General features: G+C 72.6%; 22 protein-coding genes. 10 read left to right on the plus strand and 12 right to left on the minus strand.

Features of this window, described 5'->3' with window-relative positions; all coding sequences use genetic code 11:
- Positions 1-19: 19 nt before the first annotated feature.
- Positions 20-1,600, plus strand: coding sequence for a hydantoinase/oxoprolinase N-terminal domain-containing protein (locus AC5P1C_RS18105; RefSeq protein WP_493866883.1), 1,581 nt, complete (start codon positions 20-22; stop codon positions 1,598-1,600).
- A complete protein-coding gene (locus tag AC5P1C_RS18110; RefSeq protein ID WP_493866884.1) occupies positions 1,593-2,669 on the plus strand; it encodes an S-methyl thiohydantoin desulfurase family protein in 1,077 nt (358 codons plus the stop codon). Before AC5P1C_RS18105 ends, AC5P1C_RS18110 begins: the two co-directional genes overlap by 8 nt.
- Here the strand turns inward: AC5P1C_RS18110 and AC5P1C_RS18115 are convergent.
- The 6 genes from AC5P1C_RS18115 to AC5P1C_RS18140 form a co-directional block, all read right to left on the minus strand.
- On the minus strand, positions 2,642-5,056 hold the full coding sequence (locus tag AC5P1C_RS18115) for a penicillin acylase family protein (RefSeq protein WP_493866885.1): 2,415 nt from the start codon (positions 5,054-5,056) through the stop codon (positions 2,642-2,644). The two genes, AC5P1C_RS18110 and AC5P1C_RS18115, sit on opposite strands and share 28 nt — an antisense overlap.
- Positions 5,056-6,600: a sodium:solute symporter family protein gene (locus AC5P1C_RS18120; protein WP_493866886.1), complete on the minus strand. Its 1,545-nt coding sequence runs from the start codon at positions 6,598-6,600 to the stop codon at positions 5,056-5,058. The genes AC5P1C_RS18115 and AC5P1C_RS18120 overlap by 1 nt, the downstream gene beginning before the upstream one ends.
- Positions 6,597-6,917 (minus strand): DUF3311 domain-containing protein, encoded by a 321-nt coding sequence (locus tag AC5P1C_RS18125; protein ID WP_493866887.1) that lies wholly within the window; start codon positions 6,915-6,917, stop codon positions 6,597-6,599. The genes AC5P1C_RS18120 and AC5P1C_RS18125 overlap by 4 nt, the downstream gene beginning before the upstream one ends.
- Before the next feature lie 99 nt (positions 6,918-7,016).
- Entirely contained in the window at positions 7,017-7,805 is a 789-nt protein-coding gene (locus AC5P1C_RS18130; RefSeq protein ID WP_493866888.1) for an SDR family NAD(P)-dependent oxidoreductase, read from the minus strand.
- 58 nt (positions 7,806-7,863) lie between these two features.
- Positions 7,864-9,315, minus strand: a complete 1,452-nt coding sequence (locus tag AC5P1C_RS18135) for an aldehyde dehydrogenase family protein (RefSeq protein ID WP_493866889.1) — start codon at positions 9,313-9,315, stop codon at positions 7,864-7,866.
- Positions 9,312-10,559 carry a M20 family metallopeptidase gene (locus AC5P1C_RS18140; RefSeq protein ID WP_493866890.1) on the minus strand — a complete coding sequence of 416 codons (1,248 nt, stop codon included), beginning with the start codon at positions 10,557-10,559 and terminating at the stop codon, positions 9,312-9,314. Before AC5P1C_RS18140 ends, AC5P1C_RS18135 begins: the two co-directional genes overlap by 4 nt.
- Before the next feature lie 159 nt (positions 10,560-10,718).
- Between AC5P1C_RS18140 and AC5P1C_RS18145 the strand changes: the two genes are divergently transcribed.
- Positions 10,719-11,495 (plus strand): FadR/GntR family transcriptional regulator, encoded by a 777-nt coding sequence (locus tag AC5P1C_RS18145; RefSeq protein WP_493866891.1) that lies wholly within the window; start codon positions 10,719-10,721, stop codon positions 11,493-11,495.
- A gap of 11 nt (positions 11,496-11,506) precedes the next feature.
- Here the strand turns inward: AC5P1C_RS18145 and AC5P1C_RS18150 are convergent, their stop codons facing one another.
- On the minus strand, positions 11,507-12,112 hold the full coding sequence (locus AC5P1C_RS18150) for a MarR family winged helix-turn-helix transcriptional regulator (RefSeq protein WP_493866892.1): 606 nt from the start codon (positions 12,110-12,112) through the stop codon (positions 11,507-11,509).
- Between the two features lie 34 nt (positions 12,113-12,146).
- Positions 12,147-13,832: an FUSC family protein gene (locus AC5P1C_RS18155; protein ID WP_493866893.1), complete on the minus strand. Its 1,686-nt coding sequence runs from the start codon at positions 13,830-13,832 to the stop codon at positions 12,147-12,149.
- 156 nt (positions 13,833-13,988) lie between these two features.
- Here AC5P1C_RS18155 and AC5P1C_RS18160 point away from each other — a divergent pair, with 156 nt between their 5' ends.
- From AC5P1C_RS18160 to AC5P1C_RS18175, 4 genes are all read left to right on the plus strand, one after another.
- Complete coding sequence (locus AC5P1C_RS18160) at positions 13,989-14,564, plus strand: DUF5134 domain-containing protein (protein ID WP_493866894.1); 576 nt, start codon at positions 13,989-13,991, stop codon at positions 14,562-14,564.
- A 132-nt stretch (positions 14,565-14,696) separates the two neighbouring features.
- A complete protein-coding gene (locus AC5P1C_RS18165; protein ID WP_493866895.1) occupies positions 14,697-15,632 on the plus strand; it encodes a M56 family metallopeptidase in 936 nt (311 codons plus the stop codon).
- A 133-nt stretch (positions 15,633-15,765) separates the two neighbouring features.
- Positions 15,766-16,467, plus strand: a complete 702-nt coding sequence (locus AC5P1C_RS18170) for a phosphatase PAP2 family protein (RefSeq protein ID WP_493866896.1) — start codon at positions 15,766-15,768, stop codon at positions 16,465-16,467.
- 295 nt (positions 16,468-16,762) lie between these two features.
- The gene (locus tag AC5P1C_RS18175) at positions 16,763-17,464 is read left to right on the plus strand and encodes an HAD family hydrolase (protein ID WP_493866897.1); all 702 of its coding nucleotides are present in this window, start codon (positions 16,763-16,765) and stop codon (positions 17,462-17,464) included.
- Positions 17,465-17,512: 48 nt separating this feature from the next.
- Here the strand turns inward: AC5P1C_RS18175 and AC5P1C_RS18180 are convergent, their stop codons facing one another.
- Positions 17,513-17,758 (minus strand): DUF2630 family protein, encoded by a 246-nt coding sequence (locus tag AC5P1C_RS18180; RefSeq protein WP_493866898.1) that lies wholly within the window; start codon positions 17,756-17,758, stop codon positions 17,513-17,515.
- Between the two features lie 192 nt (positions 17,759-17,950).
- Between AC5P1C_RS18180 and AC5P1C_RS18185 the strand changes: the two genes are divergently transcribed.
- Positions 17,951-18,643: a TetR/AcrR family transcriptional regulator gene (locus AC5P1C_RS18185; protein ID WP_493866899.1), complete on the plus strand. Its 693-nt coding sequence runs from the start codon at positions 17,951-17,953 to the stop codon at positions 18,641-18,643.
- Here the strand turns inward: AC5P1C_RS18185 and AC5P1C_RS18190 are convergent.
- A complete protein-coding gene (locus tag AC5P1C_RS18190) occupies positions 18,631-20,133 on the minus strand; it encodes an LVIVD repeat-containing protein (protein ID WP_493866900.1) in 1,503 nt (500 codons plus the stop codon). The two genes, AC5P1C_RS18185 and AC5P1C_RS18190, sit on opposite strands and share 13 nt — an antisense overlap.
- A gap of 177 nt (positions 20,134-20,310) precedes the next feature.
- On the opposite strand from AC5P1C_RS18190, the gene AC5P1C_RS18195 reads away from it, so the two are divergent.
- Entirely contained in the window at positions 20,311-20,964 is a 654-nt protein-coding gene (locus AC5P1C_RS18195; protein ID WP_493866901.1) for a DUF305 domain-containing protein, read from the plus strand.
- Between the two features lie 31 nt (positions 20,965-20,995).
- Here AC5P1C_RS18195 and AC5P1C_RS18200 read toward each other — a convergent pair whose 3' ends face one another.
- Positions 20,996-22,246 carry an MFS transporter gene (locus tag AC5P1C_RS18200; protein ID WP_493867092.1) on the minus strand — a complete coding sequence of 417 codons (1,251 nt, stop codon included), beginning with the start codon at positions 22,244-22,246 and terminating at the stop codon, positions 20,996-20,998.
- Positions 22,247-22,387: 141 nt separating this feature from the next.
- On the opposite strand from AC5P1C_RS18200, the gene AC5P1C_RS18205 reads away from it, so the two are divergent.
- On the plus strand, positions 22,388-23,317 hold the full coding sequence (locus AC5P1C_RS18205) for a LysR family transcriptional regulator (RefSeq protein WP_493866902.1): 930 nt from the start codon (positions 22,388-22,390) through the stop codon (positions 23,315-23,317).
- On the opposite strand, the gene AC5P1C_RS18210 is transcribed toward AC5P1C_RS18205, so the two are convergent.
- Positions 23,318-23,848: a DUF6214 family protein gene (locus AC5P1C_RS18210; protein WP_493866903.1), complete on the minus strand. Its 531-nt coding sequence runs from the start codon at positions 23,846-23,848 to the stop codon at positions 23,318-23,320.
- Positions 23,849-23,913 lie beyond the last annotated feature (65 nt).

Here is a 23,913-nt window from a genome sequence, read left to right on the forward strand (position 1 = left end):
CACGAAGGACTCCACCACCATGCGTATCGGCATCGATGTCGGTGGGACCAACACCGACGCCGCACTCCTCGGATTTGACGACCGCGTGCTCGCGGCCGTCAAGTCACCGACCACCCCCGACATCACCTCCGGCGTCACCGCCGCGGTCCGGGCCCTCGCGCCGCCCGTCGAATCCGTCACCGCGGTGATGATCGGCACCACGCACTTCGTGAACGCGCTCGTCGAGGGCGCCCGGCTCACCCCCGTGGCGGCCGTGCGCCTCGGCCTTCCCGCCACCGCCGCCCTGCCGCCGATGGCGGACTGGCCCACACGGCAGCGGGCGGCCGTGGGCGGGCACGGCTATCTCTGCCATGGGGGAAGAGAGTTCGACGGACGGCCGCTGTCGCCGCTCGACCCGGACGAGCTGAGGCGGACGGCCGCCGACATCGCCGCGCGCGGGCTCACCTCGGTCGCCGTGTCGTCGGTGTTCTCGCCGGTCGCGGCGGCGGACGAGCGGCGCGCCGCCGAGATCCTGCGGGACGAACTGGGCGAGGGCGTGCACTTCTCGCTCTCGCACGAGGTGGGCCGGGTCGGACTGCTCGCCCGCGAGAACGCCACGATCATCAACGCGTCGTTACGTGATCTGGCGACCGTCATCGTCGAGTCGTTCGGGAAGGCGCTGGCCGAGATGTCGATCACGGCGCCGGTCTTCCTGTCGCAGAACGACGGGACGCTGATGGACGTCGACTTCGCACGCGCCTGCCCCGTCGCGACCTTCGCGTCGGGGCCGACCAACTCGATGCGGGGCGCCGCCTTCCTCTCCGGGCTCGGGGACTGCGCGGTCGTCGACGTGGGCGGCACGACGTCCGACATCGGCGTCCTGGCCGGTGGGTATCCGCGCGAGGCGTCGGGCGAGAGCGAGGCCGCGGGGATCCGCACCAACTTCCGTATCCCTGACGTCCTTTCGCTCGGCATCGGCGGCGGTTCCCGGGTGTCGCACGACGGTGAGACGGGGCCGAGGTCGGTCGGGTACCTGCTCACCCAGGAAGCGCTCGTCTTCGGCGGTACGCGCCTTACGGCCACGGACCTCGCGGTGGCGGCGGGCCGGGCGGACATCGGGGACAGCTCTCAGGTCGCCCATCTGGGTCGGGAGTTCACCGAGCGCGCCCTGGACCGCATCGCCGAGCGGCTCGCCGAAGGCGTCGACCGCATGCGGACCTCGGCGGCCGTGCTTCCGGTGGTCGCCGTCGGGGGCGGCTCCGTCCTCGTCCGCGACGGGCTGCCCGGCTTCGCCGATGTGCGCAGGCCGGAGCACTTCGACGTGGCCAACGCGGTGGGCGCGGCGATCGCGCAGGTCGGCGGCGAGGTCGACCGGGTCTTCCACATCCCCGAGGGGCGCAGGGACGCGGTGCTCGACGGGGCCCGCGAGGACGCCGTCGGGCGCGCGCTGGCTGCCGGGGCACGCCCCGGCACCGTACGCGTCGTCGACATCGAGGAGGTGCCGCTGGCCTACCTGCCCGGCGGTGCGACGCGCGTCCGCGTCAAGGCGGTGGGCGATCTCGATCCGGGGCGCCTGCCCGGGGCCACGGGCCCCCGCGCCAAGGCGATCAACCATGCGTGAGGTCACGCTCGACAACCTCGACGACATCGCGCGGGGCGCGGGCATCCTCGGCACGGGCGGCGGTGGCGACCCCTACATCGGCAAGCTGCTCGCCCGCGAGGCGATCCGCGCGCACGGTCCCGTGCCGGTGGTCCACATCGACGAGGTCGACGCCGACGCGACCGTCGTCCCCATCTCCGGCATGGGCGCGCCCACCGTCCTCCTGGAACGCCTGCCCAACGGCCAGGAGCACCTGGCCGCGCTCAGCGCCCTGGAGAGATGCCTCGGGCGCCGGGCCACCCACCTCACCCCCCTCGAGGTCGGCGGGGTCAACTCGATGCTGCCGATCGCGTGCGCCGCGTGGGCCGGTCTTCCCCTCGTGGACGGGGACGCGATGGGGCGGGCGTTCCCCGAGGCGCAGATGGTGCTGCCCGGCCTCGCCGGGATCACCAACTCGCCGATGGCGCTGGCCGACGACAAGGGCAACACGGTCATCGTCGAGGCCGTCGACAATCACGCGGCCGAGCGGATCGCACGCGCGGTGTGCGTGGAGCTCGGCGGCCAGGTCAGTTGCGCGGACACGGTGCTGCGCGGCGATCAGCTGGCCGACGGCCTGGTCCCCGCGACACTGACGCTCGCCGGGCGGCTCGGCGCGGTGGTGCGCGAGGCGCGGGCCGCGCACGGCGATCCGGTGGCGGCGGCCCTTGCGATGCTGGCCGGCGTCTCCCTCCTCACGGGCAAGGTGGTCGATGTGAGTCGTCGCACGGAGGGCGGCTTCGCGCGCGGCAGCGCCCGCGTCGAGGGAGCCCGGGACGACAAGGGCCGACTGCTCGAACTCGGCTTCCAGAACGAGCACTTGATCGCCCGGCGCGACGGCGTGACGGTGGCGACCACACCCGACCTCATCTGTGTCCTGGACAGCGAGACCGGCGACCCGGTGACGACGGAGGGCCTGCGCTACGGCCTGCGCGTCACGGTCATCGCGGCCCGCTGCGACCCGCGCTGGATCACACCGGGCGGCCTCGCGCTCGCCGGTCCGCGCTACTTCGGGTACGAGGTGGACTACCTGCCCTTCGGGTCCGCCGCCTGAGGCTCCCGGGCCGGCGCGGCGGACGGCCGCAGCACGATCGTCCGCCGCGTGTGCTTCTCCACCGCGTCGCGGGAGTAGAGGAGCGGGAAGGAACCGTCGGCGGCCCAGCTCGCGAACAGGTCGTCGTAGTGCGGGCTGCTCGGAACGCCGGACTGCCCCGGCGAGTTCATCGCCACGGAGTCGTCCCAGGAGCCGACGTCCACGACGATCCGGAAGGTGGCCCCCGCGGTCTGCCGGAACCCGGGCCCGTAGGCGGCGGCTCCCACGGTGTCGCCGCTCCCGCCGCGCGGAAGCGGGCCCACGGAGGCCCACTGCGGGGCGGTCCCGTCGAGCAGGGCGGCGATGGGGTGGTGTGGATGGGCGTGGTGGAGAGCGCCCCAGGACCAGCCGTCCGGATCCGCTCCCAGCAGCCCGGTGAGTTCCTCGACGGCGGCACAGAGCGTGCCGAGCAGCAGCGAGGGATCCGGGTCCCCGTCCAGGAGCTCCAGATCGACGCGCGCGTCCGCCGCCGCGTCCTCGACGGGCAGCACTCGCGCCAGGGCCAGGTCACGCCGCTCTTCGCCGACGATCCCGTCGAGGGCCCGCGTCAGGAGGGCGGGGCGCAGGTGACGCCGGTACCAGACCTCGAAGAGGGCGGCGGCCGGGGACTCGGCGGTGAGGCGGGCGTCCCAGTCACGGAGGAGCGCGAGGGCGGCGGAGAGGGGGATACCGGGGGCGGTCGCGTCCGGCGCGGTGGCGGTGACCGTGCCCTCATCAAACGTGGAGGCACCGGACACCGCGCTTCCGTCCCCCACCCCCAGCCCCGCGAGCAGCCGCTGCACCCTCCGCGCAGGCAGACTCACGTAGTCCGTCTGGAGGCGGACGCACTCCTCGACCGTCCAGGCCGCGTGTGCGCCCAGTTCCTCCGTGATGCGGTCGTGGCGGGTCGGTGCGTACCAGTCGTACGTCACCGTCTTCTGCGCGTTCGGGTAAGTGGGCGGCAGGTTCAGCTGGTTGGCCGTGGCGAACCAGCCCTGGGCCGGGTCGCGGGCCGAGGGGAGTTCCTCCACGTCAAGGAAGCCGTCCCATTCGTAGCGGCCGTCGCCCGGCACCGGGAGCGTGCCGTCCCAGCCGGGGCGGATGGGGACGCGGCCCGCGGGGCGCCATCCGATCGTGCCGTCGGGGGACGCGTAGACCTGGTTCTCACCGGGGGCGCCCCAGCGGCGCATCGCCGCCACGAACGCGTCGGGTCCCGCCGCCCGCATGTAGTCCATGCTGCCCAGGTAGGGGGCCATGCCGGGGCCGAGCCAGGCGGCACGCACCGCGAACGCGGCGTTCTGGTCGGGGAGTTCGCGGATGACCGGGCCGTGGCGGGTGAACCACAGGTCGGCCGGGACCGCGTCGCCGCCGCGCACCGGGATCGCCTCCGTGACGCGCGTCATCGGCTCCCAGCGGTCCTGGTACCAGTACTCGTGCGGGTCCGCCGGGTTCGTGCGGTAGACGTACAGGTCCTCCTGGTCGATCGGGAAGATCGTCAGGCCGAAGGCGACGTGGCCGTTGTGGCCGATGGAGATGCCGGGCAGGGCCGGTTCGCCCGCTCCGATGACGTCGATGCCCGGTGCCGAGAGGTGCGTGAGGTAGCGCAGGGCGGGCAGGGCGATCCCGCGGTGCGGGTCGTTGGCCAGGAGGGGGCGGCCGGTGGCGGTGCGGGACGGGGCGATGACCCAGTTGTTGGAGCCGTCCAGGCCCTGCCGGGGCGCCGCGCCCGCCGCCCACGGGGGCGTGGTGGCCATCTCGTACACGCGCAGGACGTCGGCCGGGATGACGGACAGGTCGAGGCCTTCGGGGACGCGCAGCCGGTGGGGTGCGGGCTCGCGGCGGCGGCGCAGGTCCTCCGCGTCGGGGCCGTGGTCGCGCAGGGTGAGGGCGCGGGCGACCTCGTCGCGGAGGTTGTACTGGAGGCCGTGGCTGCGGATGCGGGCCACGTCGGAGGGCTGCCAGTACGCGGGCTCGTAGCCCAACAGGGCGAACTCGGGCGGGAGTTCGACACCGCGCGAGTGGCACAGCGTCACGTACGCGTTGATGCCGGCGACGAAAGCCGTCGTCACCCGCTCCGTGTCGTCCCCGTACGCGCGCCACTCCTCGGCCATGTCACCTCGGTAGAGGAACAGCCGTGCCGCACGGTCGTGTTCGGCGTACCGCTCTCCCCACACCTCGGCGAGCAGGCCGAGTCCTCGGCGCCGCCACAGGTCCAGCTGGAAGAGGCGGTCGCGGGCGGCGTTGAAGCCCTGGGCCAGGAAGAGGTCGTCCTGCGACGCGGCGTACAGATGAGGGACGCCCCACTGGTCGATCCGGAGCTCCACGGGCTCTTGAAGCCCCGGCACCTCGAACACGTCCCCGTCCGTCATCAGCGGGTCTCCTTCACGGTCGCGTCCGCCGAACTCTCGTCCGGTACTGCGGGGTCGATGTCGGTGACCGTCGCGGGGCCGGGGCCCGGTGCGAGCCAGACGACCGCGAGCAGCACGACGAGGTTGGCGGCGAGCGCGATGATGCCACCGTTCACACCGTGGTACGGGTCGTTCTCCGTGGCCCACAGCACGGTCATCACGACAAGCCCGGTGAGCATCCCGGCGACGGCGGCCCTGGCGGTCAGCCGCCGCCAGTACAAGGCGAGGAGCACGACGGGGACGAGCTGCGCCAGTCCCTCGTACGACAGGACGGAGAGCTCCACGAGGGTGTTGGGGTAGAAGAGGCTGCCCGCGAGGGCGATCAAACCCGCGATGACGCAGACCAGTTGGGAGAGCCGCTTGGCGCGCATGTCGTTCGCGTCGCCGCTCCTTCCCGGCGCGCGGCGGCGAGCCCGCGGATCGGCTCCGTTGCCGCCGCCGAGGACCGTGCGGCCCCACAGCGTGCCGATGGAGAGCATGAAGACACTCATCGGCACGATCGCCGAGAGGGCGCCCGCGACGCCGATGAGCGCGACGACGGGCGAGGGCAGGGAGTCGGTGACGAGGGCGAACAGGGCCAGGTCGGGATTGCCCAGGGTCGGCATCACGAACAGGGCCGTCGCGCCGACCACCATCGGGACGAACAGGAGCAGTTGGTACCAGGGCAGGAGCAGCGCGTTGCGGCGCAGGGCGTTCGGGCTCTTGGCGCTCAGGTAGCCGGCCACAGTGGTCGGGAAGATGGTGATCGTCACGGCGTTCAGGACCACGGTGCTGAGGAACCACATGGCGTTGCGCCCGCCGGACTCGTGCCCGGGGAAGGTCAGCCACTGGGGCTTCTCGGTCACCATGCGCTGCATGAAGTCGCTGAAGCCGCCGAGGTAGTGCATCGGGATGTACACGGCGAGGAACACGACGGCGACGATCACCAGCATGTCCTTGAGCGCGCTCACCCACGCCGAGCCGCGCAGCCCGGACACGAGGATGAACACCTCCGCCACGACGAAGGAGATGACGGCGGCGACCTTGAGGTCGACGCTGCCGTACGTCATCGCGTTCACGACGACGCCCATGCCCTGAATCTGCACCTGGATGTAGGGGACGATGAAGACCGTCGCGACGACGGCGACGAGGACCCCCACCGGCCGTGAGCGGAACCGGAATTCGGCGATGTCCGCGATGGAGATGAGGCCGTGCCGGGACGCGTACGTCCACAGGGCCGGGCCGACCACGTACGCGACGGCGAAGCCGACGGTCAGATAGGCGACCAGGTAGAGGATCGGCGCGCCGAAGGAGTACGACCAGCCCGCGGTGCCGAGGAACGAGAAGCTGGTGTATGTCTCGCCGGCCATGAGCAGCCAGATGAACAGGACGCCGAGTCCGCGGCTGGAGACGGACCACTCGGCGAGGCCCTTGGAGCGCCCGCGGGCGCTCCACACGCCGATCCCGATGGTGGCGACCATGGCGAGACCGAACACGGTGGTGGCGACGGCTGCGGAGCCGTTCATCGGCGGCCTCCTTCGGTGTCGGGGGCCGCGGTGTCGTCGGCCGGGATGGGCTCGACGGCGTTCGCGCGGTACGCCGGGTCGAGGCGGGCGGCGAGCCAGATGACCAGGGGGCTGATCACCGTGGCGGCGATGACCCAGGCCAGGAGGAAGGGGACGCCGAGGATGCGCGGCTCGATGCGGTTGGCGACGAAGGGGGCGGCGCCGTAGAGCAGGACGGGGACGAGGAGCAGCCAGAGGGAGGGGCGGGCCACGCCGCGCAGGGTGGGCAAGCCGTCGAGGGGGCCGTCTTTCGCGGCATCGTCAGCTGTCGGGGGCATGGGGGGACTCCTTGAGGGATGGCATGGGGCGCACCCGGGGAAGCGGAGGGGGAGGTTCGCTCAGGGAACACGGGGGCTCAGGGCACACGAACGCTCACGTCACAAGGACGGGTCGTAACGGCCGTCCACCGCGGTCCAGCCGCCGTCGACGCTCAGCACGGTGCCGGTGACGAAGGTGGACGCGTCCGACACCAGATAGGCGACGGCGCCCGCGATCTCGTCGGCGCGGGCCCATCGCTTGAGGGCGGAGGCCTGGGCGTAGGCATCGAACCATGCGGGGTCGGCGGCGATCTGGTCGGTGAGCGGAGTACGCACGACGCCGGGCGCGACGGCGTTGAACCGCACGCCCTGCGGCCCCCATTCGGCGGCCGCGGTCCGCAGCAGCTGGACCAGGCCCGCCTTGGACGCGGCGTACGGCCCCTGCCCCGGCTCCACCTGGAAGGCCCGCATCGAGGCGAACCCGACCACGCTCCCCCGGCCGCGCTCGGCCATTCCGGGGGCGACGGCCTGGATGAGCGTGAGGTAGGAGCGCAGGTTCAGCGCGATGACCCGGTCGAACTCCTCGAGGCTGTAGTCGGCGACGCGCTTGCGCACATTGGCCCCGACGGTGACCACGAGACCGTCGAGCGGCCCCCATGCGGCGACGGCGGCACGGACCGCGTCGGGGTCGAGGACGTCCAGGGGGTGGGGGACGGCGGTGCCGGTGCTCCCGCCGTCCGCCGCGGCGAGCTCCGCCGTCTCGGCCGCCCCCGCCGTGTCCCGGTCGGCGACGACGACGTGCGCGCCCTGGGCGGCCAGCGCGCGTGCGGCCTCGCGGCCGATGCCGCTGCCGCCGCCCACGACCGCGACGCGGCGGCCGTCGAGCCGGAACAGATTGCCGTAATCCATGGTGGTGTTGCCTCTCTTGCCGTGGCTTCGGGTGACCGACCGTCGTCCGCTGAGGGCGCTAGGGCCTGATCACGGCCATCCGCGTCACCGTCAGTTCCTCGATCGCGAACCTGGGGCCCTCGCGGCCGATGCCCGAGTCCTTGACTCCGCCGTAGGGGGCGATGTCGCTGCGGTAGCCGGGGACGTCGTTCACGACGACGCCGCCGACCTCCAGGCGGTCCACGGCTTCCAGGGCGGCCCGCAGGCCGCGGGTGTGGACGGCCGCGTGCAGGCCGTAGCGACTGGCGTTGACCACGTCGTACGCGGTGTCCAGATCCGGCACCGTGCGCAGGCAGACGACCGGCCCGAAGATCTCCTCGTCCCAGGCCGGTTCGCCGTCGGGGACGTCAGCGAGCAGGGTCGGGACGATGCACCTGCCGCCCGCGTCGCGCACTCCACCGGCCACGAGGCGCGCGCCCGCGTCCCGCGCCCGTCCGACCCAGCCGAGCACCCGGTCCGTCGCCCTCTCGTCGATGAGCGCCGAGACGCGGGTCCCGGGGTCGCGGGGGTCGCCGACCACCACGTCGGGCAGCCGCTCGGCGAGCCGCTTCTCGAACTCCGCCGCGACCGCGTCCACGACGATCACCCGCTGTACGGAGATGCAGGCCTGGCCCGATGCGTAGAACCCGCCCCGCACCACGGCGTCGGCCGCCGCGTCGAGATCGGCGTCGGCGGCCACGACGAGCGCCGCGTTGGAGCCGAGTTCGAGGACCACCTTGCGGGGAGCCGCGTCCCGCGCGATGCGGTGGCCGACGGCCGCGGATCCGGTGAAGGAGACCGCGGCGACCTCCGGATGGGTGGTGAGCGTACGGCCGACCTCGGCGTCCCCGGTGACGAGTTGTACCGCTCCGGCGGGCGCGCCCGCCGCCACGAGCTGCTCCCGTACGAGATGGACGAGCCGCAGGGTGGCGAGGGGTGTGGCCGGTGCGGGCTTGACGATGATGGGGCAGCCGGCGGCGAGCGCCGGTGCGACCTTGTGGGAGGCGAGGAGGACGGGGTAGTTGAAGCCCGCGATGCCGACCACGACGCCCACGGGCTTCCGGGTCCAGAACCCGAAGAGGCCTTCCCCGGAGGGCTGGAGGTCCAACGGCACGGTCTCCCCGTGCAGATGGGCCACCTCGTCCGCGGCGGCCTGCCAGGTGGCCACGGCCCGGTGCATCTCGACCCGGCAGTCGACCCGCGGCTTCCCGGTCTCCAGGACGAGCAGGTCCACCAGGTCCGGCACGGCGTCGGCCAGCGCGCCGGCGACACCGTCGAGCACCTGTCGCCGCACCCCGGCGGTCAGCCTGCCGACCGTCACTCGCAGCGCCGCGGCGTGCTCGACGGCCCGCCCCGCGAGGTCTTCGTCACCGACCGGCGCCGCGGCGATCTCGGTGCCGTCGTACGGAAAGCGGATGGGCTCGCTGCCGGGCGCGGACACCCAGCCGTCCCCGACGGGCAGCCCTTCGGGGCAGGTCGTCGGACTGGTCATCGTGCGCCTCCGGTGGTGCCGTTGAGGAAGGAGCGCGCGGCGGCGGCGTACACCCGTGTGTACTCGACGATCTCGTGCACCTCGACGAACTCGTCCTTCTGGTGTGCGATCCACTTGCCGCCCGGCCCGTAGACGACGGTCGGCAGACCGGCGTCGCGGGTGAGGATGGTCCCGTCCGTGGTGCCCGGCACGGCCCCGAACGGCGGTGGCTCACCGTGCACGTGACGGTGTCCGTCGACGAGCGCGGCGACCACCGGGTGGTCCTCGGCGATCTCGATGGCGGGCCGGTCGTCGACGACGGTGAGCCCGACGTTCACGCCCACACTCCCGGCCGCCTCCACCGCGAACCCCCTGACCCGCTCGATGAGTTCCACGTGATCGGTGCCGGGGATCGTGCGTACGTCGATGCCGACGAGTCCGTGTGCGGGGATGACGTTGAGCTGGTCGGGGTCGCCGCCGTGCAGGACGGTCGGCGTGACCGTCACACTTCCGGCGTGCGGGTGGGTGCCGTACCGCTCCTGGGCCCAGGCCTGGACATTCTCGAGTACGTCGACGATGCGCGCCCCGGCGACGATCGGGCTCTTGGCCTCCTGCGGCATGGCGCCGTGGGCCATCACCCCGTCGAGATCGAGCCGGAGCCGGATGCCGCCGCGGGCGGAGGTGCACACCTCGTACCCCTCCGGCTCGCAGACGATCACGCCGTCCACCTCGCGCGCGAGCGGCGTTGCGGCGAACGCCTTCGCGCCGAGCATCAGCCCTTCCTCGTCGCACAGGACGCCGAGGACCACGCGGCCGGGGAAGGGCCCGGCGAGCTGCAACGCCCGCACCCCGTAGATCATCGCCGCGACGCCGGACTTCATGTCGGCGGAGCCGCGGCCCCACAGTCTTCCGTCCCGAATCTCGGCGCCGTAGGGATCGACGCTCCAGTCCCCCGGATCCCCTTCCGTGACGACGTCGATGTGCCCCTCGAACATCAGGGTCGGCCCGTCGCCTCCTCCGCCCTCGATGACGGCGACGGTGTTGGGCCGTCCCGGCGCGACCTCCACCACGTCGTACGCCCAGCCGAACTCGGTGAAGAGCCGGGCGACGAGTTCGGCCGCGGGCTTCTCCACCTCGGTGGCTCCGGCCGCGTTGACGGTACGCAGCCGGACCAGGTCCTGGGTGAAGGCGACGACGGCGGCGGAGTCGACGGCCGGGTCGGCGACGGTGGGCCCTGAGGCCGTCTGACGTGAGCTGGTGTGCATGGAACCCTCCAAGTCGGCCGACCACGAGGCCAGTCGACTGGTCAGACCAGTTGAGTTCCCGTACTCTGCCTCCACGTTCACGGCCGGGTCAACCACCAGATCTTGGTTTTCCCGCGCCGGCATCGCGTATCAGCTACGTACCGTGGAGGGGGCGGGCCGATGGCCGCCGACGACACCGACCTGTTCCGGCCGGTCACACCCGTCCGCGCCTATCAGCGGGTGGCGGAGCAGATCGAGGAGCGCATCCTCAGCGGTGATCTGCCGCCCGGCTCCCGGCTGCCCGCCGAGCGCGAGCTCGTCAACCGCTTCGGCGTGGGGCGTTCAACCGTCCGCGAGGCGCTGCGGGTCCTGCAGTCCGCGGGCCTGATCCGCTCCCGTCCCGGCGACCCGCTGGGCGCCGAGGTGCTCGGCGTCTCGCCCGACAACCTCAGCCAGGCCCTGGGCCGCCTCACGCGCTCCAGCGTGGCGACGCTCGGTGAACTGGTGCAGTTCCGCATGGTGTTGGACGCCGAGAGCAACCGCCTCGCGGCCCGCCTGCACGGCGCGGACGACCTGGCCAGGATGCGCGAGCAGATCGCCCGCATGGAATCACTCAGCGGCGGCGGCCCGGCGTCCCTGCACGCCTTCAGCGAGGCGGACGCGCTCTTCCACCGCGCGATCGCCGAGGCGAGCGGCAATTCACTCCTGGGCCTGTGCGCACGCGCCGTGCACGAGGCGGTGGTCGAGGTCATCGAGAAGAAGATCGCGGGCGTCACGGACACCACGGCCTGGATGGAGCGCTCCATAGCCCACCACCGCGAGGTCCTGGCGGCGATCACCGCGGGCGACGGCCCTCTCGCAGCCCGTCTGGGCCGCACGGCGCTGCACGAGTACTACGCGGAGCATGTGGAGCCCGAGACACGGGAGTTGCTTGCGGCGTCCGTCGAGGACCACTGACGGCGCCGGGCTCAGCCCCGGAACCCCGGCGAAAGCCCGAGCCGCCCCTCGAGCTGCGACAGCAAGTCCCCCAGCAGCGCGCTGAGTTGCCCCTGACTGCCGTCGTCGAGCCCCGCGAGGACCACGGTCTCGTAGGCGAGCTGGTCGGGCAGGATCGAGTCGACGAGGTCGCGGCCCGTGTCGGTCAGGCCGACGTGCGACACGCGGCGGTCACGGGTGTCGGCACGCCGGTCGACCAGCCCGCGCTCCTGGAGCTGCTTGAGGCGCTTGGTGACGGCGGCCCCCGACGAGAAGGTCTCGCGGGCCAGTTCGCCGGGGGTCAGTTCGTGGCCGGTGCGGCGCAGCGCACCCAGGAGGTCGAACTCGGGGCGGGTCAGGCCGACGCGGCGCAGCGGGGCGTCCTCGGCCTGTTGCAGGAGGGCCGCGCAGCGGTTGATCCGCCCGATGACCTCCATCGGGCCGGTGTCGATGTCTGGCCGTGCCGCCTGCCACTGCCGCACGACGGCGGCGACGGTGTCACGGGGCGCTCCCGGGGTGCTGCCCTTCGCGCCCGCGCCACCGTCTCCCGCACGGGCCGCGGCTTCCTCCGCCGCGTCCCGCTCGCTCCCGTTCCTCATGCGCCCCTGCCCTCGCCCTTCCGCGTCCTGCTCGTCACACCCGTACGCGCTCGCCGTGCTCCATGCCGCGTACCGTCGCCGCGAGCGTACGGTGTCCCGCCTGCTCGGCGGCCATCACCCGCTGCTCCGGCAGGGCGCGCTGCCACCATTCGCCCGCCGCGGCGTCATGGGCGGTGCGCAGGTCGACGAGGGCGGCGGTCAGGCCGCGACGCGCCGGGCGCAGGGCGCCGGGGGTTCCTGAGGTACCGCGAGGTGCGGTCAGGGCCTGCTCGGCGCGGGCTCGGGCCCGGTCCGTGGCGTCGATGGCCAGCTCGATGTGGTCGGCGGCGCGCCGGTTGGTGACGGCCATCGCCGCGACGATGCCGAGCAGCGCGCCCACGAACGTGTCCACGACCCGGTCGAGCATCAGACCTCCGGGCTCCTGGAACCGTGCGAACTCGGTGACGAGGAGCGCCATCGGCGTGACGCACACACTGCCGAGCCAGTAGTTGCGGCCCATCAGCGCCTCTGCCCCGAAGGCGAGCGCCAGGCAGCAGACGATCAGCGTGGCCTGGCTGAGGTGGGCAAGCGGGACGATCGCGGCGAAGGCGAGCACCCCGACAATGTTGCCGACCACGCGCTGCACTCCCCTGTTCCAGGTGAGCGTGACGTTGGCCTGGTAGAGCGAGGCCGCCGTGACGAGTGCCCAGTAGGGGCGGCCGACGCCGAGCGCCAGCGACGCGTACCCCGCGAGCGCGCAGCCGACGGCGGTCCGCAGCGCGATGGGCAGCAGCGGCGAGCCGGGCCCGAGGCGCCGCAGCAGGGAGCCCTTGGCCGAACCCTCCGCCAACTCGGCTTCCACTCCGATGAGTTCGTCGTCCGCTTCGGGGCGTACGTCGCCGGGGCGCGGCACCGCGCCCGTTCCCCGCAGGCCGTCCGCCCAGGAGCGCAGCTGGGCGGGGTCCGCCGCCGCGGGCGCCGCCAGGGCGTCCTCGGCGCGGATCACCAGGCGCTCCAGGGCGCGGCGGGCCGCCGTGCGGGTGCCGGTGGCGAGCAGCGACTGCCAGGCCGCGTGGACGGCGGCGGCAGCCCCCTGCCGGGCGCGCTCGCGGCCGGGGCCCGCAGCGTCGGCGTACGCGGCGGCCGCGCGCAGGGCCCGTGCGGTGGCCCGGCGCTCGGGGCCGTGCGGCCGGATCAGGGCGGGGGCCATGCCGACAAGCCAGGCCACGGCGCCCGCGCCGAGCGTCAGGGCGAGGTGGCCGGGGACCTGCCCGATGGCCTGCGGCGCGAACAGGGTGGCGGAGCTGATGAAGGTGAAGATGAGGTGGCCGGGCGGGCCGATGCGGGTCGCGTCGCAGAGCGTCTTCTGCGCGGCGGCGAGCAGCGCGCCGACCGCGACGAGCACCGCCGCCGACGTGGTGAGCGAGGCGGCGACCATGGCGATGCCGACGCTCGCCAGCATGCCCACGACGACTCCGGCGAGGGCGCGGGCACGGGCGGCGTAGGGGAGGTTGTGGGTGTAGAGGGCGCAGAACGATCCCGCCATCGTGTACATCACCAGGTCAAGGCGGCCGATCGTCAGGAGCGTCAGATTCGGTATCGCGGTGGCGACGACCACGCTCGACGCGGGTTTGAACCAGATGTCGGACGGCCTGCCCGGACGCAGCACACCGGCGAGCGGGAGTCGGCGGACGCGGGCGGGGCTGGAGGGGCGGGGCGAAGGTGGCGGCGTACTGCTCATACCCAAAACCTTAGCAAGTGTTTTACTCAGAAACTATTAGCCCCGAGGAGCCCCTCCTGCCCCCCTCCGCGCTCCCCGCGTACACCCGTGCGCTCGCATACGACGCCCCGTGCCAGGGCATCGACCCGACGACACCGTCGATCGGGGAGGTGCGCGGTGCACGGACCGGCGCAGGCCGGCTGGCTGCTCGTCGCGCTGTGCGCGGCGACCGGGTCCTACTGTCTGCTGCGGATGCGCAGCAGGGTCGAGGAACAGCGCCGGGCAGCCGGCGGCGAGGCGCTCATGGGGTTCGCGATGGCGTTGATGGCCCTGCCCGCGGCCGTCCTGACGCCGCCGCGCTGGGCCTGGCTGGGTTACGCCGCCGTGTTCGGCGCGGCGGCGCTCCGCGCCCTCTGGGCGGCCCGGCGCGACCGGCACCACCTGCATCATCTGGTCGGCGCCTGCGCCATGGTCCACATGGCGGTTGCCATGGCCGCGACGCCCACCGCGCACGCGGGCCACGGCGGCGGGGGCTCACCGGCGCTCACCGGGGCACTGCTGCTGTACTTCGCCGGGTACGTGCTCTGGTCGGGGGTCCGCCTCCTGCCCGTGCCGTCACCCGTGCCGAGCCTCGCGGCCGCGGAGGGTGGGGGCGGCGGCCCGGTCACGGGGTGGGCCGACCGCACGGAGCTTGCGATGGTGTGCCGGCTGTCCATGGGGATCGCCATGATCGCGATGCTCCTGACGCTGTAGACCGCCGGGGAAGGCCCAGGACACCGCGACGGCGCGGCCGTAAGGGGTGATGACCCACCATCGGCCGTGTCGTGCGTCACTTGAGGCGATAGGCCATACCCTCCGGCAGCGCCGCCCTCATAGTCTTGACGCATGTTGCTCCCCGTCGCGCTGTTGCTGCTGGGCGCCCTGACCGCCGTCGTCGCCCCGCGTCTCCTCGCACGCGCCGACTGGCCGGAGCGCGAACCGGTGGTCGCGCTGTGGGCGTGGCAGTGCGTCGTGGCGGGCGTGCTCATGTGCTGCGCCCTCTCGATGACCCTGAGCGCCGCCGCCGCGTGGCAGGCCGTGCGCGGCCATGTCTTCGCGCCCGCGTCGCACGACGTGGTGGACGCGTACGCGCTCGGGGCGGGCGGATCCTGGGCCCCGGCGACCGCTGTGACCCTTGCCCTGGGCGGCGTCTGGACCGCGGCGATGCTGACCCGGGAGATCTCCCGGGCGCGGACGAGGCGCCGCAGGCGGCGTGCCGAACTCCTCCTGCGCGCACCGCTGTTGCCCGGCGAAGAGCCCGGCGCCGACCGTCTCGTGGTCCTGGAGGGTGAGCGCCCCGACGCCTGGTGGCTGCCGGGCACGGCACCCCAACTGGTCATCACCACCGCGGCGTTGCGCCGCCTGAAGGGCCGTCAGCTGGATGCGGTGCTCGCCCATGAGCAGGGGCACGCGCAGGCGCGGCACGACTGGCTGCTGCACTGCTCGGGCGCGCTGGCGGCGGGGTTTCCGCAGGTGCCGGTCTTCGCCGCGTTCCGGGGCGAGATGCACCGCCTGGTCGAGCTCGCCGCCGACGACGTGGCATCGCGTCGCTTCGGGCGCCTGACGATCGCCCTTGCCCTGGTCGAGCTCAACGAAGACCGCGGCGTGTTCGGCCCCTGCCCGACCCCGCAGGCGCACGTGCCGCAGCGGGTGCACCGCCTGCTTTCCGCGCGGCCGAGGCTCACCGCGGGGCGGCGGCTGCGGCTGACGGCAGCCGCGGCGCTGGTGCCGGTGGTCCCGCTCCTGGTGACGTTCGTGCCGGGCCTGCGCGCGCTGGGATAACGGCCTGCCGCACGGAGACCGACGCGCGCCGGGTCGGCGACGCCCGCCCGTGACCGAGGCCATCGGTACTCGCCCCGCAGGGATCGCGCCCCCGGTATGGCCCCCGCCACCACCCGTCGGCGAGGATCTCCCCATGCACTCCGCCGCTCCACCCGACTCGCCACCCAGCCCGCCCCGCCCGCGCGGCTCCCGTGCCGCGCTCATCGCCACCCTCCTGTGCGTCCCCTCGGTCCTGCTGATCGTCCTGGTCGAGCTGGAGTGGGGCCCGCTACACACGCTCGACGGCGACATCGCGCGCACCACACACCGCTGGGCCGTCGCGCACGACGGCCTCACCCACGCGAGCCGCATCCTGACCGACTGGGTGTGGGACCCGTGGACGATGCGCGCGCTGTGCACCGTGGCCGTGGTGTGGCTCGCCTTCCGCGGCGCGTACTGGCTTGCGCTGTGGATCGCCGCCGCGTGCGCGGTGGGCACGGTGGTGCAGCAGGGGCTCAAGGCGGCGCTCGACCGGCCGCGCCCGACGTGGCCGGACCCGGTGGACTCCGCGCACTTCGCGGCGTTCCCCTCGGGGCACGCCATGACGGCCACGGTCGTCTGCGGGCTGCTCCTGTGGCTGTTGCGCCTGTACGGCGTCGGGCCCGCCGTGTGGCGCGCGGGTGTGGCGATCGCCGTGGTCTCCGTCGTCGGGGTCGGCGTGACCCGGATCTGGAACGGCGTGCACTGGCCGACGGACGTCGTCGGCGGCTGGCTCCTGGGTGCGCTGATGGTCGCCCTCGCGATCGCGACGTACGCGTACCGGCCGGACGCCCGCACGGCCGACACCGCCGCGTGACGGGGAGGGCGACCGGCATCGGCCTGACCGACCCGCCGTCGCGGATCCACGGGCGAGGCCGGGGCTGATCCGCCACCGGTCGCGACCGGTGGCGCGCACGGCCGCGACGGTCGCCGGGAGCAACACGAGCAACACGAGCAACACGATGATCGGCCGACCATGGAGCGCGGCATCCCGCCGCCCTCCACGCCGGACTCCCTACAAGCTGAGCACCGCACACGGCCGAACACCGTGTAACGCGCCTGCGCCCGGGGCCACTTGACCCCTTGTCGGCCGGTCCCCGAGGATCCTTGCCATGACGATCACGGGCGTGCTCTTCGACTTCTCCGGGACCCTGTTCCGCATCGAGTCCACCAGGGCCTGGCTGCGTGCGGTGCTCCGGGAGGCCCGGCTTCCGCTCCCCTCGGCGGAGTTCGAGCGTCTGGCGGCCGACCTGGAGAAGGCGGGCGCACTGCCCGCCGGGCCGCCCCCCACCGCCGTGCCCGCCCGCCTCGCCGAGCTGTGGGCCCAGCGCGACCGCAGCGCCGCACAGCACCGCGCCGCGTTCACGGGTCTGTCGCGCGAGGTCCCGCTGCCCGATCCCCGCCTGCACGACGCCCTCTACGACCGCCACATGAGTCCGGAGGCCTGGCGGCCCTACGCGGACGCGGCCGATGTGCTCACCGGACTCCGCGAGCGGGGCGTCCGCGTCGCGGTGGTCAGCAACATCGGATGGGACCTGCGCCCCGTCGTCCACGCCCACGGCCTGGACCCGTTCGTCGACGCCTACGCCCTGTCGTACGAGCACGAGATCCAGAAGCCGGACCCCCGCCTGTTCGCGCGGGCCTGCGAGGCGCTCGGCGTCGATCCCGCGGACGCGCTGATGGTCGGCGACGACCGGCACGCGGACGCCGGCGCCGCGGCGCTCGGCTGTGCGGTGCACTTCGTGGACCACCTGCCGGTGGACCGGCGGCCGGACGGACTGCGTCCCGTTCTCGGGCTCGTCGACCGGGGCTGAGGTGTCAGGCGTCGCGGGAGGCTTCCCCGTACCGCACGGGGGCTCGGCTCATGACTGGTAGCCCTCGACCTCGGCGGCGGGCCGCGCCCGCGCCTCATCGGGGTTCTCGCCGAACTCGGCCTTCGCGCGCCGCTGGCGCAGCAGGTCCCAGCACCGGTCCAGTTCCCGTTCGAGCACGCCGAGCCTCGCGCGCTCCGTCGCCTCGTCGATCGCTCCCGAAGCCAGGGATTCCCGCAGCGTCCGCTCGTCGTCGACCATCGACGCGATCCGGGACAGAATCTGCTCTTGATCCATCTCAGTACGCCTCCTCGGCCCCCCGGCCCACTGTAAGGAGGCTCCGGCCGATCGGCACCTGTGAGCAGGCAACACTCCCCCGCGGTGTTGCCTGCTCCAGGCCACACCGGACCATGAAGGACCCACTGGGGGTCTTGGCCCGAGACACGCCGAGTATACTGGCTCTCAGCCAGTCAACGCAGGAGTTACAGGATGTCCCCGCGTAGCGCATCGGTCAATGAAGAGTTGCGAAGGCGTTCCAGGGAACGACTCCTGCAGGCCACGGTCGACCTCGTGAGCGAGCGCGGGTACGAGGCGACGACCCTCGGCGACATCGCGGACCGCGCGGGCTCGGCCCGGGGTCTGGTGTCCTACTACTTCCCCGGCAAGCGACAGCTCCTGCAATCGGCGGTCCACCGCCTGATGCACCGCACGCTCGAGGCCGCGCTGGAGCGCGAGCCGCTGACGACGGACGGCGATGAGCTCCTGGCCCGCGCCATCGACGCGATCCTGGGCCTGGCCCGGGACCATCCCGTCCTCATGCGCACCCACATGGCGGGCATCCTCCAGGCGGACGGCTTCGTGCGCTGCCCGGAGCAGCAGCACCTCGCCGAACTGCTCCGCGACACCGTCGTACGCCACGGGTCGCTCGACGTGGACACCGATTATCCCTTGCTGCGCGCGCTCCTGATGGGCGCGGTCTTCGCGTTGCTGCTCCCGGGGGCGCCGATGCCGGCGGGCGCGCTGCGGGCCGAACTGTTCCAGCGGTACGGGCTCGCGTGGGAGCTCGGGGTCCCGCCGGGCGACGAGCCGCCCGACGGGACACATGCGCGAGTCGACGATCAGGCCGCGCAGGAGACGCGGTCCTCTCGGCGATCCGCTCAGCGGTCCACTCAGTCGAAGTAGTCCGGCTGGGTCTGGACGTTGAGCTCACGGATACGGACCCGCTCGGCGGGATCCGTCCGCTTGTCGTCGATCTTCAGGACGTCGAAGCCCTTGGCCATGTCGTTCGAGTAGACGTAGCCGTTGTAGTAGTACGCCGACCAGGAGCCGCCGGTCTGGAGCGTGTCGGCGCTGAGGGGACCGCGCTCGAAGTAGCCGATCTCCTTCGGCTTCGACGAGTTGGTGAAGTCCCAGACCGAGACGCCGCCCTGGTACCACGCCTGGACCATCAGGTCCTTGCCCTTGACCGGGATCAGCGAGCCGTTGTGGGCCACGCAGTTCTCGGTCGCGGCCTGGTGGCGCGGGATCTTGTAGTAGCTCTTGAAGACCAGCTTGCGCTTATCGCCCTTGCCGATGACGTCGTAGATGCCGTTGGCGCCGCGCTCCGGCCCGGTGGCCTCGTCACAGGTGGCGGCACCGCCGCCGCCCAACTCGTCGGTGAAGACGATCTTGTTGGCCTTCTGGTTGAAGGTCGCCGAGTGCCAGAACGCGAAGTTCTTGTTGTCCTGGACCTGGTCGATGACCCTGGGCTTCTCGGGGTTCTCGATGGAGAAGAGGATCCCGTCGCCCATGCAGGCGCCCGCCGCGAGGTCCTTGGAGGGCAGCACGGTGATGTCGTGGCAGCCGGTGGTCTTGGAGACGCCCGGGTTGGTGGGCCCGCCCGGGTTGCCGCCGCCGTCGGGGCCTTCACCCGGGAAGAGCACGGGGAAGTCGACGACCGCTGCCTTCTGCGGGGCCTTGCGGGGCACCTTGATGACGGAGATGCCGTCGTGCGGCGGCTGGCAGTCCGGGAACGTCGCGCTGGGCGAGTACGAGGAGACGTACACGTAGACGTTCCGCTTCTCCGGCACCAGGGTGTGCGTGTGCGAGCCGCAGGCGGTCTCGACGGCGGAGACGTACTTCGGGTTCGACTTGTCGCTGATGTCGAAGACCTTCATGCCCTCCCACGAGGACTTCTCCGTCGCGGGCTGCGACGTGCTGTTGCACGAGTCGTCGCTGCGCGAGGAGTCGGTGGAGAGGAAGAGCAGGTTCCCGGAGACGGAGACGTCGTTCTGGGAGCCGGGGCACAGGACTTGCGAGACGGTCCGCGGCTTCTTCGGGTTGCTGATGTCGAAGATGCGGAAGCCGTCGTAGTTGCCCGCGAAGGCGTACTTCCCCTGGAAGGCGAGGTCCGAGTTGGTGCCCGGCAGCGCGTCCTTGGGGATGTTGGCGAGATGCTTGATGTTGGCCGAGTGCACGATCTCGTCGGGCGCGGGTATCTTCCCGCTCTTCATGGCCGCCTTCGCTTCGGCGGCATCACTCTTCGACACGCTCTTGGGCGCGGCGGGCGAGTCGCCCGGGTCGGGCGTCGCTCCGGCGGGCGCGGCGCTGAACAGCGCGGCGATCAGACCGAGCGCGGCCGCGCCGACGCCGAGGCGTCTGCGCCGTGTTCGAGAGTTGCTCAACAGGGTCACTGCGTCCTCCCTAGTCGCCGTTCATAGTTGAACGGTTCACCGACACCCCGCAGTATCGTGCTCATCATGCACAGATCAACAGGTGGCAACGCATCTGTAATGAAAGTTTTTGATCAACTCCACGCGTAAGCGTGCTAGGACGGTCCCCAACTCCCCCGCGCGCCACAGGAGGCAGCCGTGCACCACCGTCGTACGCCCGCCGTCGCCGTGTTCCTCACGGCCGCCGTTCTGGCGCTCGGCGCCTGCGATTCCGAAGGCTCCGACGCCGGTTCGCAGCCGAGCAAGAAGGCCGCGCCAGGGCCCTCGGTCATCGCCCCCGGCAAACCGGGCGAGAGCGCCGAGACCATGTCCGCCGAGGACGCGGCCAAGAAGAGAACCGACGACGACAGCCCCAACTCCGCGGACTTCACCTACATCCAAATGATGATCACGCACCACGGCCAGGCCCTGAAGATGACCGAACTCGCCCCGAAACGGGGCGAGTCCACGAAGGTCAAGCGCCTGGCCGACCGCATCGCGGCCGCGCAGCGCCCGGAGATCGGCGCCATGAAGGGCTGGCTGAAGAACAACGGCGGCGCGAAGAAGCAGTCGGGGCACGACCACGGCACCATGCCGGGCATGGCCACGGAGGGACAGCTGAAGCAGCTGCGGGCCGCGAAGGGCAAGACGTTCGACGAGCTCTTCCTGAAGTTGATGATCACTCACCACAACGGCGCGGTCACGATGGCCACGGACGCGCTCTCGGACGGCAACAACATCCTGGTCGAGGAGATGGCGAACGACGTGATCGCACAGCAGACGGCGGAGATCGGCAGGATGCGCAAGATGTGAGGCGTGGCGTGGGGTGTCGGCCCCGGGGTCGTCAGGCCTGGCTCCGGGCCGCGGCGTTCCGCTCGTCGTGCGGCGCGTGGTCACGTCGCGGCAGCAGCAACGGGGTGGCCAGGATGAGGATCCCGGCGATCCCGACCGCGGTGCGCGGCCCCGTGACGCCCGCGAGGAGGCCCCAGAGGCCCGTCATCGCCGCGATGCTGAGCTTGCTGGTGACCGACCACGCGGACAGGGTGCGTGCGACGCGGTCCGCCGGTGTGTGGTCGAGCCGGTAGGTGGAGAACACCGGGTTGAAGACGCCCGAGCACGTGATCAGACCGAACTCGACGACGATGACGAGCACGAGCCCGGCGGCGCCGGGGCCGATGAAGGCGAGGCCGATCAGCCAGCAGGCCCGCAGCGTCCCCGCGGCGAGCAGGACCCGGTGCCGCCCGAACCGCTCGACGAGCGGGCCCGCGAGCCGCGAGCCGATCAGGCCGCCGACGCAGGGCACGGCGAAGGCCAGGCCGTACTGCCAGGGCGCGAAGCCGAGTTCACCGACCATCAGGACGACGAGGAGTGGCGAGGTCGCCATGATCAGGCCGTTGTTCAGGACCGTGTTGAAGAACAGCGGACGCAGCACGGGACCGGCCAGGATGTACCGCCATCCGTCGAGCAGGTCGCCCGCCCGGAACCGGGGTGACGGGTCGTCGCGGACGGGTCGCGGCTCCTTGCCGCCGATCGCGCGCACCCCCAGGGCCGAGAGCAGATAGCTGACCGCGTCGGCCACCACCGTCATCACCGGGCCGAAGAGCCCGATCGCGGCCCCGCCGAGCGGCGGCCCGAGCACCAGAGCGGTCCAACTCGTGGACTCCAGGCGCCCGTTCGCGACGAGCAGGTCCTGCGGCCGTACGAGCGCCTTGATACACGCGCCGCTCGCCGCGGTGAAGGCGATGTCGGCCGCGCCGACCACGACCGCCACGGCCAGGAGCTGGACGAAGCCGAGCAGGCCCAAGGCGTACGCGGCGGGGATGCTGAGCAGCGCCGCGCACCGGACCAGGTCCATCGCGATCATCACCGAACGCTTGCGGTGGAACTCCACCCACGGCCCGAGCGGCACCGCCACCACCGCGCCCACGGCGAACCCCGCCGCCGCGAGGACCGACACCTCCGTCGGGCCGGCGTCCAGGGCCAGGATCGCGATCAAGGGGAACGCGTCGAACGCGAGCCGCGTGCCGAACGCGCTGACCGTGTAGGCCGCCCACAGCCATCCGAACTGTCGCCCGAGGGACCTCCTGGCTCCCATCCGCCGGTGCCACCCCTTGCCGTCGCGCTCGAACAACCCCACCTTGACCTGCGGCATCCAAACCGGCGCCAGGCCCGCGGGTCAAACAACCGCATCGCGGGGGCGGCCACAACCGTCGGTTGTACTCCTAGGATGGCGGGCGTGGATCTCCCTGCCGTGCGCACCTTCGTCGCCGTCGCGGACACCGGCCGGTTCCGGGAGGCGGCGGCCGCCCTCGCGATCACCCAGCAGGCGGTCTCCAAGCGCGTGGCCGGTCTTGAGAAGGACCTCGGGGTGCGGCTGTTCACCCGTACCGCGCGCGGGGCCCGGCTCACCGTCGACGGTCAGGCGTTCCTGCCCCACGCCCGTGATCTGCTGCGGGCCGAGGAGCGGGCGACGGCCTCCGTGCGGCCCGGCCGCCGGGCGCTGAGGGTCGACGTGATCGGGCGGCGGCTCGCGCCCGCGGGGCTGCTGAGCGGCTTCCGCCGGGCGCATCCCGGCATCGAGCTCGACGTCGTGACGCTCTTCGACGCCGACGCGGCCCTGACCGCCGTCCGGTCGGGGACGATCGACGCGTCCTTCCGCGCCCTCACCCTGCCCGCGCGCCAGCTGCCCGAGGGCATCGAGGCCGCCCGGGTGTACGACGAGCCCGTGCAGCTCCTCGCCGGACCGGCCCACCCCTGCGCGGCGGCCCGAGCGGTGACCCCCGCGCAGCTGACCGGGCACAGGATCTGGATGCCCGGCATCGTCCCGGGTACGGAATGGGCCGCCTACTACGAGGCGCTCGGCGCCGCGTTCGGGATCTCCATCGAGGCGACCGGGCCCGACTTCGGCACCGAGCCACTGCTCGACACGATCGCCGGGTCCTCGACGCTCGCCACCTTCGTCGGCGAGCAGACCCGCCTCGTCTGGCCCGCCGACCACGACCTGCGGCGCATCGCGATGCGCGAGCCCACGCCGGTGTACCCGCACTCACTGATCTGGCGCGGCGACAACCCGCACCCCGCGCTCACCACCCTGCGCGACCACCTCGCCGCGACGCGGCCCGACCCGCACGACGCCGGGACGTGGACGCCGCGGTGGGCTCAGTGATCAACGACCGGGCGAAGGACCCTGGCGGCGGTTGTGGCGCGGGGGCAGGGCGCCCGCGTCCCGCGCGGACGCGATGAGCTTGAGGGACCTGCGGCGGCTGCGGCCGGTCGCGTGCATCACGGCGAGCACGGGGTCCCGCCCGTCGGCCTGCGCCGCTCGATACTCCTGAGCCGCCATCAGCCGCCCGGTGCGCCCGCGCGGCCAGGAGGGACGGGCGCGTCGCAGGGCGGGCGGGTCCTGCGGATGAGGGTGCGGGCACAGCTCAGGGTTCAGGTCAGGGCACAGCTCCGGAGTCAGCTCCGGATTGAGGTGCGGGCACATCGGCCCGTCGGCCGGATGCGGCGGCCGGGCGTGCAGACCCTCCAGGGTGACCCGCCCCTCCGACACCACGGCCCGCGCGTCGATGGCCGCTCCGTCCCCGAAGGTCAGCCGGACGTGGAACGAGGGTGGGGCATAGGGGGAGAAAGAGGGTGAGCCATCAGCATTCGGTTGATAGTGATCAGAAACGCCAAGAAAGGGGCTCTCAAGCACCATCAAAAGGTAGCCGTGCGATCGCATTAGGTCACGAACGGCACACCGCATCTCCCCCTCAGCCC

This window comes from Streptomyces sp. A18 (assembly GCF_059026065.1).